The sequence below is a fragment of the Nocardiopsis exhalans genome, assembly GCF_024134545.1.
Classification (GTDB): domain Bacteria; phylum Actinomycetota; class Actinomycetes; order Streptosporangiales; family Streptosporangiaceae; genus Nocardiopsis; species Nocardiopsis exhalans.
On record NZ_CP099837.1, the window covers coordinates 7,018,134 to 7,032,422 of the forward strand.

Here is a 14,289-nt window from a genome sequence, read left to right on the forward strand (position 1 = left end):
CCGAACCACCGGAAGGACTTTCCATGACCGCGCCCACGAGCGAGAAGCCCGACTTCACCGGGCTGCGCGCGCTCTACATCAACTGCACCCTCAACCGCTCTCCGGAGCGCAGCCACACCCAGGGAGTGATCGACCGCAGCGTGGCGATCATGGAGGCGAACGGGGTCAGCGTGGACCAGTTCCGCGCCGTCGACCACGACATCGCCACCGGCGTCCGCCCGGACATGACCGAGCACGGGTGGGAGACCGACGAGTGGCCCGCGCTGCTGGAGCGGGTCCTGGCCGCCGACATCCTGGTCGTCGCCGGATCGATCTGGCTGGGCGACAACAGCTCGGTGACCCGCCGGGTGATCGAGCGGCTCTACGGCTACTCCGGAGTGCTCAACGAACAGGGCCAGTACACCTACTACGGGCGTGTGGGCGGCACCCTGCTCACCGGGAACGAGGACGGCCTCAAGCACTGCGCGATGAGCATCCTCTTCAGCCTGCAGCACATCGGTTACACGATCCCGCCCCAGGCCGACGCGGGCTGGATCGGTGAGGTCGGCCCCGGCCCGTCCTACCTGGACGAGGGCTCCGGCGGCCCGGAGAACGACTTCGCCAACCGCAACATCAGCTTCATGACCCACAACCTGATGCACACGGCCTCGATGCTCCGGCGCGCCGGCGGCTTCCCGGCCTACGGCAACCAGCGCGCGGCCTGGGACGCCGGTTGCAGACCCGACAACGCCAACCCCGAACACCGCTGATCAGCCGAGAAGGGGCACACGGATCAGCGCGAACGCCGTGCTGCCGGTTCAGTCGGGCTGCTTCTCCATATGCTCCAGGACACGGTGGGAGAGCCGGGCGAACGTGTTGAGCTGGTTCGGTGTCAGGGCGTCGATGAACAGGCGGCGGACGTGCTCGGCGTGCATGGGTGCGGCGTCCTGGATCGCCTTGTGTCCGAGCGGGGTGGCGACGACGAACGCTCCGCGCGCGTCGTCGTGACATTCCTTCTTGGCCACGAGTCCGCGCTTCACCATCCGCGTGACCTGGTGGGACATGCGGCTTTTCTCCCACTCGAGGAGTTTGGCCAGTTCCAGGAAACGCAACTCGCTGTCGGGCGCCTCGGTGAGTTTGGCAAGCACTATGTAATCGGCTGCTGACATGCCGGAGTCGGATCGGACGAGGCGTGAAAGCCGTCCGATAAGTATTTCCTGCATCCGGATGAAGCTTTCCCATGCGTTCTGCTCATCCGGACTGAGTCCTTGCTGCGTCGCGTCCATGGACGCATTGTAACGAAAAGGTTGATACCTCACCTACCAGAGTCGACGTGACGACACCGGTTGACCTCGGAGGATCCGCGCGGATCCGTCGAACTGATCCGCGCGGATCCCGGGATCCGGGACCCGGGATCCGCGTGGTCGGCAACCCAGGAGTCTCGTCGGGCAAGGTGCGCAAACGGTCCGTGGGGAGAGGCAGCTCCTGATACCACTCCACCATGGGAAGGGACCCCGACAGGAAGACCGCCGGGGTCCACCGGGTTTCGCCCGGCTCCCCGGCCGTCGTGCGACCGTCCTAGCCGGTGGGCAGCTCGCCGAAACAGGTTCTTACGGAAAGGCTCCGTGACGATGGTCGGCCCCTCGGCATTCATGGCGACAGAACTTCCTCGGTGGTGGGTGGGACGGCGCCCCGAACGGGAACGGCCGTGGAATCGCGGCCGAACCGGGTACGTTGGCGACGCTAAAACCTCACATCGATGTGAGAGGCACGCGCTGTGTCGCAGTTCACGAAAGGGGCGGTATGAGGATCGGGGAGCTCTCACGACGGACCGGGGCGAGCGTCCGGCTGCTGCGTTACTACGAAGAACAGGGCCTGATCGGCAGTACCCGCAGTGCCAGCGGGCAGCGCCACTTCACAGAGGACGCCGTCCCCGCGTGGAGTTCGTTCGCCGCCTCCTCGCGGCGGGGTCGACCAGCCGTGCCATCGCCGCGATGATGCCCTGCTTCGACACGCCTCTCGAGGAGACCTTCGACAGCGCGATGGAACGCCTGGCACAGGAGCGTCGACGCATCACCAGCGACATCGAGGATCTCCTGCAGGCACGGAAGGCCCTGGACGCCCTGATGGACACCGCACGCGAGCACCGCGTGCGGCTGCCGAAGAGCCGGGCGGGCTGATCCCCCCGACCTTCCCCTCCGCCGGGTGTGACCGTCCCACACCGCGCGGCCCGAACTCCGAGGAGCTGTCCGATGCTCAGTAGTGAACTCGCCGAACTCGCCGGCGTCACCGTCCGCACGTTGCGCCACTACCACCAGATCGGGTTGCTGCCCGAGCCCCCGCGCTCGTCCGGGGGCTACCGGCGCTACGACGTGGGCGACCTCGTGCGGCTTCTGCGGATCACGAGGTTGACCGCGCTGGGTGTACCCCTGTCCGCGCTGCCGGCCGTGCTGGACGACCCGGCGTCCGCGGAGGAGCTGCTGGACGAGCTCGATCGACAGGCGGCCGCCGAGATCGAACGGCTCAACGCCCGGCGGGCCACCATCGCCGCCCTGCGCAGTAGCGGCTCCCCGCCCGACCTGCCCCCGGAGCTGTCGGTGCTGCGCTCCGCCCCCGAGGCCGGGGTGCCCGAGGAGATGGCCCGACACGAACACGAACAGCTGATCCTGCTCGGGCACCTGCTCGGAGAGGACGAGTCGACGGGGCTCGTCGCCCTGCTCGGCGGGGCGGAGAGGGAGGCACTCGATCGGCTGGAACCGCTGACGGCGCGGTTCTACACTCTCGGTCCCGACACCCCGGACGAGGAGGTCGCGTCCTTGATCGACGACTGGGTCACCGGACTGGAACCGCTGTCAGCACGACTGGCCGGTTCGCCCGCGCCCGACCCGAAGGTCCCGGCCCTGCTGGACGAACTGAACGAGCATGCCCTCAAACCCGTCCAGCACCGGGTACTGCGCCGGATCCTGTACCGGTTGGAGCACGCCCAGCGGCCGACCGGGCCCTGACCCCGCCGGGCCCTGTGACCGAGGGCATGACATGCGGCCTTGACTCCGACGCGACGTCGGAGTTTTGACTGAGCGCTGTCCGAACAGACCAACGCTCAGGGGCCCACCATGACCAGCCCTCCCAAGGCCACGGCCAAGACCTGGATCGGCCTCGCCGTCCTCGTCCTGCCACTGCTGCTCATCACCATCGACGGAACCGTCCTGATCATGGCTCTGCCCGCCATCTCGGCGGAGCTGAGCCCCACGGGCACCGAGCAGTTGTGGATGATCGACGTCTACTCGCTCGTTCTCGCCGGCCTGCTCGTCGCGATGGCGACCGTGGGAGACAGGTTCGGCAGGCGACGAAACCTGCTCATCGGTGCGGTCCTCTTCACGACCGCCTCGGTGCTCGGCGCGCTGGCCACCGCGCCCTGGATGCTCATCGGCGCTCGTGCGCTCCTGGGTGTGGGCGGGGCGTTCATGATGCCCTCGACGCTGTCCCTGGTCCGGAACATGTTCCTCGACCGCCAGCAGCGCCGTTACGCGATGGCGGTCTGGGGCGCGATGGCCTCCGTCGGCGCGGCGGCCGGACCGATCGTCGGCGGCTGGATCATCGAGACCTTCAGCTGGCAGGCCGCGTTCCTGATGAACATCCCCGTGATGGTGATTCTGCTCGTCCTGGGCCCGGCGCTGCTCCCCGAGAGCCGCAACCCCGACCTGCACAGCATCGATCTGCCCAGCGTCCTGCTCTCCTTCGTCGGCCTGATCGGCCTTGTGTACGGCATCAAGACGCTCACCGCAGACAAGGGCCTGGCCCTGGGCGTGGCCGCCGTGGTCATCGGGCTGATCGCGATCGGCCTGTTCGTTCGCAGGCAGCTCGTGCTCCCCACCCCGCTCATGGACGTCCGGTTGTTCAGGATCCGGTACTTCCGCGGAGCCGTCGTCACGGACGTCCTGTCCATCTTCGCCATGGTCGGAGCCCTGGTGGCACTCGTCCAGTTCCTCCAGCTCGTGCTCGGTCTCAGCCCGCTGCAGGCATCCGTCTGGCTCATGCCCCAGGCGCTCATGGCAGCCGCCGCGGCCTTCGTCGCGGCCGCACTGGTCAAACGCTTCCTCCCCGCCTACGTGATCGCCCTCGGGCTCACGATCGCGGTGTCCGGGTTCGTGTTGACCGCCTTCCTGACCCCCGCGTCGAGCCCCGTACTGGTCGGTGCCGCACTGGTACTGGTCGCGCTGGGCGCGGGCATGGGCCTGACCCTGAGCAACGACATCATCATGAGCTCCGTCAAGCCCGAGCGCGCCGGACAGGCCGCCGCGACCTCCGAGACCGCCTACGAGATCGGGATGACCCTGGGCACCGCGGTCCTGGGCGGGGTCCTCGTCTCCTGGTACACCCGGACCGTCCTCACCGGAAGCCACGCGATCGACCTGACAGCGGGCCTCGCCGAGCGGGTGTCCTCGACCCTCGCGGAGGCGCTGCTGGTCGCCGCCGAGCTCGGCGGCGACACCGGGGACGCCGTCCTGGAGCTCTCCCGGAGCGCCTTCACCGAAGCGATCACCGTGACCGGTCTCGCCGGTGCCGGAGTGATGGCCTTCGCCGCGATCTGGGCCCTGGTCACGCTACGGGGCGCGTCGGCGCACCAGGACCTCGCAGCCGAACACGAGGCAGCAGAGCACCTGCGCGGGGACCAGCACGGGGACGAGCTCGAGCACAAGCACTGACTCGCGACCGCCGCTTCGCCCTTCGCATCCATCGACCAGGAGGTTCCGTCATGACCCCCGCAACGAACCTGATCGCCGTCGAGGGGTTCTTCAACCCGCCCGCCCGCAGCCGGGCCGCGCTCGCACTGCCGCGCTCGCTCCGCCGTCGGCGCACTTCTCCTCCCCCGCACCCGACTGTCCGGTACCGGGTGCGGGGGAGGCGTTCGACACCCCCGGCGTGCTCGGTGCCGGGCACGCGAAGGATCCCGGGGCGTTCGGGTCTGCTCACTCGCGACGGAAGAGGAAGATCCCGTACTGAACCTCGGGATCCCGCCACTGGGCCTGCAAACGGAAACCGTGCGCCCCCGCCTCGCGGGCCAACTGGTGCTCGTCGAACTTGACCGAATAACCGACGTTGAGGAACCGCCCGCGTGGGATGACCAGGGTGATCCCGAGCCCCGGCACCGGCACCGTCCGGTCGGCGCGAGCTCGAAGAAGTCCTTCCACCGTGGAGGTGTCCGCGTTGTAACGGGCCTCCGGGACGAAGTCGTCGAGCACGAACTCGGCACCGTAGCGGAGGTTCAGCTGAGTGAGGTAGTTGAGCCGGAAATCGGCGAAGGCCGAGTACCCGGCGGGGTCGTTGTAACAGGTCTCCAGGACCTCGCGGTCCTTGTCCAGGTCGGCGGAGACGAGGAAGCTTCCGCCCGGGCCCAGGCTGCGGGCGATCCCCTCCAGCAGGAGGTCGCGTTCCCCTGGTGTGGTGTTGCCGAAGCTGCTGCCGAGGAAGAGGACCGCGAGCGGCTCCGCGGTATGGGTGCGCAGCCATTCGAGGCCGGCCTCGTAGCGCCCCCACAGGCCCGTGACCCGCAGATCGTCCATTTCCGCGCACAGGGCGGCCCCGCTGGAGCGCAGCATGGTCCGGTCGACGTCGATCGGGAGGTAGGTGGTGGGTCCCAGACGCAGACGGCTTTCCAGCAGCAACCGCGTCTTCTTCGCGCTCCCGCTGCCCAGTTCCGCGATCCGCCCGCAGGCGAGCGCCCGGGCCATCTCCGAGGAGTGGTTCTCCAACAGGGCGCGTTCCACACGGGTCAGATAGTACGTGGGGAGTTCGGTGATCTGTTCGAAGTACTCGGAACCGACCGCGTCATAGCCGAGCCACGGGGGCAGTCGGGGCGGGTCCTGTTGGAGGCAGTCCCGTACGACCGCGTCCTCCTGGAGTCCGGCGTCGCCGTCGGCGAGCGGGATGACGCGATGGCGCGCCTGCGAGTCGGACGGCGTCATGGTCCGCTCGCCTCCGCTCCCTCACGGAAACTCGACTCACCGCGGTTCCAGCGGTGGAACAGGTGTTCCTCCAGCCGACCGGCCAGGAAGACACTGCTCCGGATCCCGAACACCAGGTCGGCGGCCAGTTCGGGCTCGGCACGCAGCAGCGGCGCGATCACCTCGCGCCGGACGAGCTGCTCGTGGACCGCGTCGGCCTCGACGTGTTCGGCGTAGAAACGCAGGGCGTTCGGACCGCAGCCCAGCCTTCTCATGGCTTTGACCAGGCGGTCCGACCCGGGGGACGAGGTGAGCTCGACCGTGGCGAACTGCCCGATCAGCGCAGCGCGCCACCCGCGGTGCAGCCCGCACAGCGACATGAAGTTGACTTCGGCCAGCATTTCGGCGGGGGCGGAGTCGACATAGGCGCCGTAGTCGTCGCAGAGGCCGAGTTCGGTCATCATGTCGGCGAAGAGCTTGGAGTGCGTCCGCTCGGGGTCCCCGGCGCCGTACTCGTCGTGCTGGACCGTCATGAGGGCGGCCTTGGCCGGACCGTGCAGGCGAGGGACGACGAAGGTCTGCGGATCGGCTTCCTTGAGGTGGTAGAGCGAGCGGTGCGCGACGTACTCGCGCAGCTGCCACAGGTGGCCGTGGCGGTGCAGGTGGTGGGAGACCCCGAACGCGTCGACGTGTTCGACCAGGAGCGCGCCCAGCTCGCTCTCGACGTCCGTGCCGGAGGGCACGTCCTCCCTGAGCGCGCCGAGGAAGGCCTTTTCCAGCTCGGCGCGGACCCCGAGGAGCGCCGGATCCCATTCCAGGTCGGCGTCGACCCCTTCGAACCCGCGGTAGTGGAGTTCGTAGCAGCAGTAGAGCGCCAACTGGAGGTCCTCACCGTAGGGAGGGGCCTGCGCCACGGCCACAGGCTCGGGCCGTTCCCCCCGCAGTGCGGACAGGACCGCCCGGGAGACCGGTCCGCGGGGAGCAGGAAGTGCGGGCGCCTTCGACATCGTCACGGTCATGAGCCGTCTTCCTCCTTCTTGTCGCGCACCCGCCGCCGATGGCTCGTGTCGCAGAACGGACGGTGCCGGCTGCGGCCGCACGCGCACAGCGCGGTGACCGCGCGGTCGCTGAGCCGGCGCGTTCCGTCGGGCATCTCCACGTCCACCGGACCGTAGACGAGGATGGGGCCCTCACCGGTGACGACGACCCTGCGGCGGCCCTCATCCATGGCGTGCCTCGATGACCACGAGTTCCTCCTCCGTCTGGCCGGGGGCTATCAGCCCGCGACCGCGCAGCGCCCCAGCCCGCGAGCGCAGCACCGGACCGAACGGGATACGGGTTCTCACCAGGACCTCGGCCGCCAGCCCCGCCGCCTCGAAGCGGTCCAACGTGGCCTGTTCGTCGGCGAGTACCGACTGCACGAGCAGAAGGACGCCGTCTTCGTTGAGCACCGCGGGAGCACCGGCGCAGATACGGTCCAGCAGGGCTCGGCCGTCCGGCCCCGCGTCCCAGCACCTCGCCATCCGATAGCGCGGGAGTGAAGAGGCGTCAGAGGGCACGTAGGGCGGGTTGGCGAGGACGAGGTCGAAGCGGTGCGAGGCCACGGGGGCGAACAGGTCACCGCGCAGCACCACCGCCGGGATTCCGTGTAAGCGGCTGTTGAACCAACTCGCCGCCACGGAGCGCCGCGACAGGTCGATCGCGGTGAGACTGGCCGCTCCGGCCCGTAGTGCCTCGATGCCCAGGGCCCCGGTACCCGAGGCGACATCCAGGACCGAGCGTCCGGTGAGCTCTCCGCGCCGTCCGCGCTGGCGCAGCACACGGCGGAGCAGGGAGGTGTCCCCCTGCACTCGGTACACACCCGGCGGCCTCAGTAGCAGCATGGAGAGTCCACTACCCGGCCACCGTGCCGATAATCTCCCGAACAGCACCTCTCCGGACACATATGGTCACTTTGAGTGGTGGGCGCGCCCGGAGCCGACGAACGAGACCCGCGTCCGCGTCCCCGCCGTCCGTGCCGGACGGCGGCCGTTCACGAGGCCGGATACTGCTGTGCGCGAAGCAGGCGCGCGAGGTGCGCGGCATTGCGCGCGAGCGAAGCGGTGGTGGTCGCCACCGCTTCGGGGGTGCTGTCGAGGTCGATGTAGTCCTTCGGGTTCATCGCCTCGGAGTTCCAGTACGTGGAGCCCGTGGCCGGGATGGTGAACCCGGTGTCGCTCAACGCCTGCACGCAGTCGGCGACGATCTTGTGCGCACCGTCCTCGTTACCGACCACCGCGACCACGGCGACCTTGCCGTACATCGAGGGCCGCCCCTCGTCATCGGTCTCCGAGAGTTCGGCGTTGATCCGTTCCAGCACCCGCTGGGCGACGCTCGACATGTGACCCACCCACGTGGGCGTGGCGAGCACCAGGATGTCGGAGTCGACAAGCTTGCGCCGGAGCTCCGGCCACTCGTCGCCCTGCCCCATGTCGACCGCCACACCCGGATGGACCCGGTGGTCGACGACCCGCACCGACTCACCCTGCACTCCGTGCCCGGCGAGCTCGTCGAGGACTTGCTGTGCCAGCAACTCGCTGCTGGACGGATCCGGACTCGGTTTGAGGCTGCAGACCAGGGCGAGGGCCCGAAGAGTGGAAGGCATGGCGGCACCTTACCCAGAGTGATCGTCTTTTTCCGTGAGTCCACGCCCCAACAGACGATTCCGGGGAAAGGCGGTGCCAGAGGAGTCTCACCGAAGGCACCGGGGAACGGGTGACGGGCGGTTGGCGTGGCGATCGGTCGCCCCTTGACCCCCACACCGTGGACTCGCCGTTCCCGGCACCGACACGGGACCCGAGGCACCGGCCTGAAGGTCCGGGGCCGCGTGCTGTCGTGTTGGCGGACCGGGTGGAAACCGGGGTGTAAGGGGCGACCTCGGCTCTGTGGCGGTGGCTGTGGCCGTACCGCGCCCGACGAGCGCTGGTAGCATCGCGGGCGCCTGTGGTCCGTGCTGGAACGCGATCCGTCCGCGATGGCGCACGAGGCATGTCGAAGACCTGGCCGACCGCGGGAAAGCGGCGGTTCGAAGCCTGCCCGGCACCAGCGGGCCCACACACGAAGGTAGCGGTCCATGATCAGGGTGGCCCTGGTCGACGATCAGTTCGTCGTCCGCGCGGGTTTCAGGGTGATGCTGGAAATCGCCGACGACATCGAGGTGGTCGGCGAGTGCGGTGACGGTCCGGCCGCCGTCGAACTCGTCGAGAGGGTACGTCCCGACGTCGTCTGTATGGACGTGCGCATGCCCGGCGGCGACGGGCTGACCGCGACCCGGGAAATCCTGGACCGGGCGTCCGGGGCACCCCCGGCGATCCTCGTGGTGACCACCTTCGACCTCGACGAGTACGTCTTCGGAGCGCTCGAGGCCGGGGCCAGCGGGTTCATCCTGAAGGACACCCCTCCCGACGACCTGGTCGAGGCCGTGCGCCGGCTCGCCAACGGATACGGCCTGGTCGACCAAGCCGTGACCCGCCGGGTCATGACCGAGTTCGCCAAACGCAGGTCCCCGCCTCGCGCGGACGCCCGGTCGCACGGCCTCCTCACCGAGCGCGAGCTCGACATCGTGCGCCTGCTCGCACAGGGCATGTCCAACGTCGAGATCGCCGAGAACCTCGTCATCGAACCGAGCACCGTCAAGTCGCACCTGGGACGGGTGATGACCAAACTCGGGGTCCGCGACCGGTTGCAGACCGTCGTCTGGGCCTACCGCAACGGCGTCGCGGTCCCCTGACGGGCCCCCGCTGGCCGAGCCCGGGGCCCGTGTCGGCTCCGGTCCTCACCTGAGGGGCAGCGTGAGCCGGACACTCCACCCGCCCGAATCCGTCGGCCCGGTTTCCAGCACCGCGCCGACCAGGTCGGCCCTCTCCCGCATCCCGATCAGGCCGAGCCCCCGAGACGCCTCGGAGGCGCCCTCGCGTTCCGCGCCGGGATCGTTGTCGACCCGCAGCACGACCTCGGACTCCCCGTAGTCCAACCGCACCCGTACCCGCGCACCCCAGGCGTGGTCCCGCGCGTTGGCCAGCGCCTCCTGAGCCACCCGGTAGAACATGACGTCGGCGACCGGCGGCAGGGGTTGGCCGCCGCCGGTGCGCTCCAGGGTGACCTCACGGCCCAGGGCGCGTTCCCCGGCCACCAGGCGGTCGAGCACCTCGAGCCCCGGAACAGGCGCCCCGTCCGCCCGCGACTCCTCACCGGAGGCCCCGCGTGACCCGTCCGGATACTCCCCGGGTTCGCGTAGGGCGCCGACCACCATCCGCAGGTTCTCCAGGGTCTCCTTCCCCTGGAGCCTGATCCACTCGATGGTCGGTGCGACAGCCGGGGCGTCCCGGCCCGCCAGCTTCTCGGCCGCGCCCGCCTGCACCACCATCCCGGAGAGGTGGTGTGCGGCGATGTCGTGCAGCTCCCGTGCCATGCGCGTGCGCTCGGCCCGGACGGCACCGCGCGTCCGCTCCCGCTCCTCCTCGATCGCCCTGGCCCGCTCCCGCTGGGCAAAGCGCCGCCGTACGGCCACGTCGTTGCCGACGAAGCCCAGCACACCGAAGGTGAGCGCTGCGGACATCACCTGCCCGATACCGGCCATCAGCGGATCCGTCACGGGGACGGGGGGTGCGGACGGGACGAACGGCGGCAGCGCGAACACGGCCCCGAAGGCACCCAGAACGAGCGCGACCGCCACGAGCACCCAGGTGAGCCGCCGCAGAGTGAGGACGGTGCCGCACGTATAGGCCACGAAGAACGACGCCAGGCTCTGGAAGGCGGTATCGGCTGGCAGGAGGGCGATGATCCCCACCTGGGCCGCCACCACGAGGGACAGGCACAGCAGGGGGTTTCGTCTGCGCACGCACAGCGCCATGGACTGCGCGACCACCAGGGCGGCGAGCACGGCCGCCTCGGTCGGTGCGAGCGGGGTCCCCTCCGCCCTCGCGAGGACCACCACCGAGTAGAACAGGGAGGCCGAGACGAGCGCGACGAACACACCCAGGAGGAGGTCACGGCTGAACGGACCGCGCAACCCCACACGTGTGAGTCCGGCGTCGAACCGCTCCAACAGTCGGGGAACCGGCCCTGCGAACGGATTCCGCTCGCCTTCGGCGCCTTCTGGACCCGCCGGGTTCTCACGCCTCATCGAAACCGTCCGGGTTGTGTGTGTGGGGGGGAAGGAAACACCAGAGCCGGGCGGGGCACCCGGTCCGGACCGGTCATGCCCCGCCAAGGCTACTCAGAACGAGACGCTCCCGGTGACCATCCCGTACACGGCGGCGATCCAGCCGACCCCCAGCAGCGCCAGCAGGACGAGCGAGCTGCCGATGCACCGCTCCCACCCGGCCCTGCGCCGGATGTTGTCGTAGACGACCACCGCCGCCGGGACGGCCCCGAGCAGACCCAGGCCCTGGACGACCTGGAAGACCCGCAGCATCCCGAAGGAGACCGGCTGGAAGCCCAGGGCCAGGGAGGTGACGAACAACCAGCCGGCGAGTCCGAGCACGGTCAGGACCATGGCGACCCGTGTCAGGACACGTGCCCGCCGTCCGGCCTTGTCCCGTGCGGGCAGTGACAGCCGTCGGCGGACGAGGAACCCGACCGGCCAGGAGAGGATCGCGACCACGAGCACCAGTACCGAAGCGCCCAGGACCGACATGACCACGGAGCCACGGACGTCCCCGTCGGCGGGCAGGAAGGTGAAGGCCGTGGTCCCGATCGCCCTGATCTCGCCGTCGACCACGTCCGCGGCCAGTGTGCGGTGTCCGTCGACCTCGCGCCACACCCAGGGCTCGACCTCCATGTACTCCGTCGGCTGTCCGGTCTCGGGGCTCGTCAGGACGATCGTCCCGTCCGCTGTGGCGGTGATCCGGGTCTCCTCCAGGGTGTAGAACAGCGCGGCGAAGTTGCTGCGGATCGACCGGGAGGGCGTGTAGACGCCCTCCAGCATCGCGGCGTGCTCCGACGCGGTGGGCTCGGCCTGTCCGCCGTCGGCCTGCTCGCCGGGGAAGTAGCGGTCGGCGAACCCCTCCGCCACAGCCAGACGAAGGCTGTGGCTGACAAGGCCCGCGTTCCCGCTGCTGTTGAGCGTGACGAAGATGCCCGCGTTCTCCTCGGGGTAGATCTGCATCTCGGAGTGGAACGCGGCGGTGTCCCCTCCGTGGCTGACGATCCGGTTGCCGTTGCGCTCCTCCAGGAAGAAACCGAGCCCCATCTGAGCGCCCCCGGCGATCCCGCCGAGGCTCTCCTCGCCCAGAGCCGGTTCGTGCATCCGGGAGACCGTCTCGGGCTCCAGCAGACCTGCGCCTGCGGAGGCCTCCATGTGCACGCGCATGAACTCGGCCATGTCGGTCGCGGTCGCCGTCAGCGCCCCCGCCGGGGAGTCGGAGACGATCTCGAACCGGTCGATCGGCGGGTCCTCGTCGGTGGCGTAGGCCTGCGAGAGCCGGGGCTCCAGCCCTTCCGGCAGCGGTTGCTCGAAGGTGGAGGAGTCCATCCCGGCCGGTGTGAGCACGTTCTGGTCGAGGTACTCCGGGAAGGCGGTCCCGCTGACGGCCTCGACGACGTAGCCGGCGAGCGCGATGCCGTAGTTGGAGTAGGCGGGGGTCGCCCCCGGTTCGTAGATCTGCTCCGGCGGGTCGTTGACGACGGTCTCGCGCAGGTTCACCTCTTCGCCCTCGGGGAGCATCGCGTTGGCGACCCGCTCCTCGAATCCGCCCGTGTGCGACAGCAGGTGGCGCAGGGTGAGGTCCCCGTCGAACGACTTCTCGACCTCGAAGTCGAGGTATTCGTCCACATCGGTGTCCAGATCGAGTTCGCCCGCCTCGACCAGCTGCATCACGGCGGTCGCGGTGAACGTCTTCGACACCGAAGCGACACGGAAGAGTGTTTCGTCCGCCTCGACCGGTTCCCGGGCCTCGACGTCGGCGTAGCCGTACCCGCGGGCGGTGAGCAGCTCGCCGTCGGCGACGACGCTCACGGCCGCTCCGGCGATCTGGGCCTCGTTCAGGTAAGCGGGCAGCATCCCGTCGAGCCAGGCGTTGACGTCCTGTTCATTGAGGGTCGCGTCGGTGGCCTCCGGGGTGTGGGGCTTCGGCGCGGGGGCGGGCTCCGGCCCGGCGGCCCCGGCACAGCTGGTCATGAGAACCGTGACAGCACCCACGGCAGCGAGGGCCGCAAGACGGCGCGGGATCCCGCGCCGCACTTTTTGCGCCCGGGGGGTCGGGCTGGTCGCAAACACGAACTACTCCTGGGGGTCGAGGACGTCGGGCGGGTCCGTGGACCCCATCCGTTGTGGACGACTCCAGCATCGCGAAGCCCGGTGGGGGCGGTCTTCTGCCTGGGGTAGGCACCTGCTTTACGACCTTTGGGGGACCCCGTTCACCCATACGTCGGTGCCGTCGGCGACCCGAGTGCCCACTCGACCGCGAGAACCGCACGGACGGGCGTCGCCGTGCTTGGCCGCCCCCGGCCGTTCCTGCTCCCGGGCGTCTTGAGGATGCGGTCGATGTCAGTGGGCCGACCAGCGGCCGACAGGTGCTCGGCGGCGAACCAGACAACCGACCCGCGGTACATCGTGACGGTGCGGTCGCTCTTCTTCTCCGCACGCAGGTGCAGGACGAAGGACTGGATGCGGAGGTTCAGGGGTCCAGCGGCCATGCCTCCCGGCCCCGACGAACACGCTGGGCACCCACAGGAGACAGCTCTTCAGGCGTAAAGCCACCCGGAAACGACTCTGGCCCGGTCGCGAGACCGGGCCAGAGGAAGTACGAGAGCCGACGAGGGGACTTGAACCCCTAACCTATCGCTGACAAGGCGATAAGTTATTGGAGGAGGGCTGACCTGCGAAAACGTGGCTCTCACCGAGAAGGAAGCCCCATAGGCGAAATCTGTTTCCAGCCTATGTTCCGGTCTTTGGCTCCGGAGGCGCGGCATCGTCCATCGCCTGGCCCGCAAGGGCGTGGAACCCTCGAAGCGGTTGGGTCGACACCGGTGGCAGGCCGAGCGCACCATGGCCTGGCTGGCCGGATGCCGCCGACTCCACCGCCGCTACGAGCGCAAAGCCGAACACTTCCTCGCGCTCGCCGGCATCGCCCGCACGTTGATTTGCTTCCGCAGACCCACCAAATGAGATGAGTTCTTAGCGTGAAGGAGTCGGTGTTCTCGACTTCAGGCAGCAGACCTGATGATCAAGCGCTTGCTTGCCGCGTGTGCTCTGGCTGTCTTCGCTGCGGTGGGGTTCGGCGCCTCTGCCCAAGCCAGCGAGACTGACTCCTTCACCCCTCAGGACAGCTACATCACGTATCCGCCCTAGATATCGTGGCCCCTGTCGTTCTGAACTGACCCC

Annotated in this window: 15 protein-coding genes and 1 pseudogene; 7 read left to right on the top strand and 9 right to left on the bottom strand. The window is 69.1% G+C overall.

What is annotated here, in order from left to right; all coding sequences use genetic code 11:
• The first annotated feature begins 23 nt into the window (after positions 1–23).
• Complete coding sequence (locus NE857_RS31180; RefSeq protein ID WP_254418845.1) at positions 24–749, top strand: flavodoxin family protein; 726 nt, start codon at positions 24–26, stop codon at positions 747–749.
• Positions 750–797: 48 nt separating this feature from the next.
• Here NE857_RS31180 and NE857_RS31185 read toward each other — a convergent pair whose 3' ends face one another.
• Entirely contained in the window at positions 798–1,265 is a 468-nt protein-coding gene (locus NE857_RS31185) for a MarR family winged helix-turn-helix transcriptional regulator (RefSeq protein ID WP_254418846.1), read from the bottom strand.
• 517 nt (positions 1,266–1,782) lie between these two features.
• Between NE857_RS31185 and NE857_RS34605 the strand changes: the two genes are divergently transcribed.
• The 4 genes from NE857_RS34605 (at position 1,783) to NE857_RS31200 (ending at position 4,685) form a co-directional block, all read left to right on the top strand.
• Entirely contained in the window at positions 1,783–1,977 is a 195-nt protein-coding gene (locus NE857_RS34605) for a MerR family DNA-binding transcriptional regulator (RefSeq protein WP_344013572.1), read from the top strand.
• Positions 1,917–2,159 carry a MerR family transcriptional regulator gene (locus tag NE857_RS34610; protein WP_344013597.1) on the top strand — a complete coding sequence of 81 codons (243 nt, stop codon included), beginning with the start codon at positions 1,917–1,919 and terminating at the stop codon, positions 2,157–2,159. Before NE857_RS34605 ends, NE857_RS34610 begins: the two co-directional genes overlap by 61 nt.
• A gap of 72 nt (positions 2,160–2,231) precedes the next feature.
• Positions 2,232–2,984, top strand: a complete 753-nt coding sequence (locus NE857_RS31195; protein ID WP_254418847.1) for a MerR family transcriptional regulator — start codon at positions 2,232–2,234, stop codon at positions 2,982–2,984.
• Positions 2,985–3,092: 108 nt separating this feature from the next.
• Complete coding sequence (locus NE857_RS31200) at positions 3,093–4,685, top strand: MFS transporter (protein WP_254418848.1); 1,593 nt, start codon at positions 3,093–3,095, stop codon at positions 4,683–4,685.
• Positions 4,686–4,949: 264 nt separating this feature from the next.
• Here the strand turns inward: NE857_RS31200 and NE857_RS31205 are convergent, their stop codons facing one another.
• From NE857_RS31205 to NE857_RS31225, 5 genes are all read right to left on the bottom strand, one after another.
• Positions 4,950–5,945 carry an L-histidine N(alpha)-methyltransferase gene (locus NE857_RS31205; protein ID WP_254418849.1) on the bottom strand — a complete coding sequence of 332 codons (996 nt, stop codon included), beginning with the start codon at positions 5,943–5,945 and terminating at the stop codon, positions 4,950–4,952.
• On the bottom strand, positions 5,942–6,943 hold the full coding sequence (locus NE857_RS31210; protein ID WP_254418850.1) for an iron-containing redox enzyme family protein: 1,002 nt from the start codon (positions 6,941–6,943) through the stop codon (positions 5,942–5,944). The genes NE857_RS31205 and NE857_RS31210 overlap by 4 nt, the downstream gene beginning before the upstream one ends.
• Positions 6,940–7,152 carry a CDGSH iron-sulfur domain-containing protein gene (locus tag NE857_RS31215; RefSeq protein ID WP_254418851.1) on the bottom strand — a complete coding sequence of 71 codons (213 nt, stop codon included), beginning with the start codon at positions 7,150–7,152 and terminating at the stop codon, positions 6,940–6,942. The genes NE857_RS31210 and NE857_RS31215 overlap by 4 nt, the downstream gene beginning before the upstream one ends.
• Positions 7,145–7,807: a HemK2/MTQ2 family protein methyltransferase gene (locus tag NE857_RS31220; protein ID WP_254418852.1), complete on the bottom strand. Its 663-nt coding sequence runs from the start codon at positions 7,805–7,807 to the stop codon at positions 7,145–7,147. Before NE857_RS31220 ends, NE857_RS31215 begins: the two co-directional genes overlap by 8 nt.
• 149 nt (positions 7,808–7,956) lie before the next feature.
• Complete coding sequence (locus NE857_RS31225; protein ID WP_254418853.1) at positions 7,957–8,568, bottom strand: flavodoxin family protein; 612 nt, start codon at positions 8,566–8,568, stop codon at positions 7,957–7,959.
• A 468-nt stretch (positions 8,569–9,036) separates the two neighbouring features.
• Here NE857_RS31225 and NE857_RS31230 point away from each other — a divergent pair, with 468 nt between their 5' ends.
• Positions 9,037–9,693, top strand: a complete 657-nt coding sequence (locus tag NE857_RS31230) for a response regulator (protein ID WP_254418854.1) — start codon at positions 9,037–9,039, stop codon at positions 9,691–9,693.
• 45 nt (positions 9,694–9,738) lie between these two features.
• Here NE857_RS31230 and NE857_RS31235 read toward each other — a convergent pair whose 3' ends face one another.
• The 3 genes from NE857_RS31235 to NE857_RS31245 all read right to left on the bottom strand — a co-directional run bounded on the left by NE857_RS31235 (position 9,739) and on the right by NE857_RS31245 (position 13,601).
• Positions 9,739–11,088: a sensor histidine kinase gene (locus NE857_RS31235; protein ID WP_254418855.1), complete on the bottom strand. Its 1,350-nt coding sequence runs from the start codon at positions 11,086–11,088 to the stop codon at positions 9,739–9,741.
• 93 nt (positions 11,089–11,181) lie between these two features.
• On the bottom strand, positions 11,182–13,182 hold the full coding sequence (locus tag NE857_RS31240; RefSeq protein ID WP_425572193.1) for a serine hydrolase domain-containing protein: 2,001 nt from the start codon (positions 13,180–13,182) through the stop codon (positions 11,182–11,184).
• 140 nt (positions 13,183–13,322) lie between these two features.
• The gene (locus NE857_RS31245; protein ID WP_254418857.1) at positions 13,323–13,601 is read right to left on the bottom strand and encodes a hypothetical protein; all 279 of its coding nucleotides are present in this window, start codon (positions 13,599–13,601) and stop codon (positions 13,323–13,325) included.
• Positions 13,602–13,857: 256 nt separating this feature from the next.
• Here NE857_RS31245 and NE857_RS31250 point away from each other — a divergent pair.
• Positions 13,858–14,073, top strand: a pseudogene (locus NE857_RS31250) (transposase); the annotation flags it as partial.
• Between the last annotated feature and the right edge of the window lie 216 nt (positions 14,074–14,289).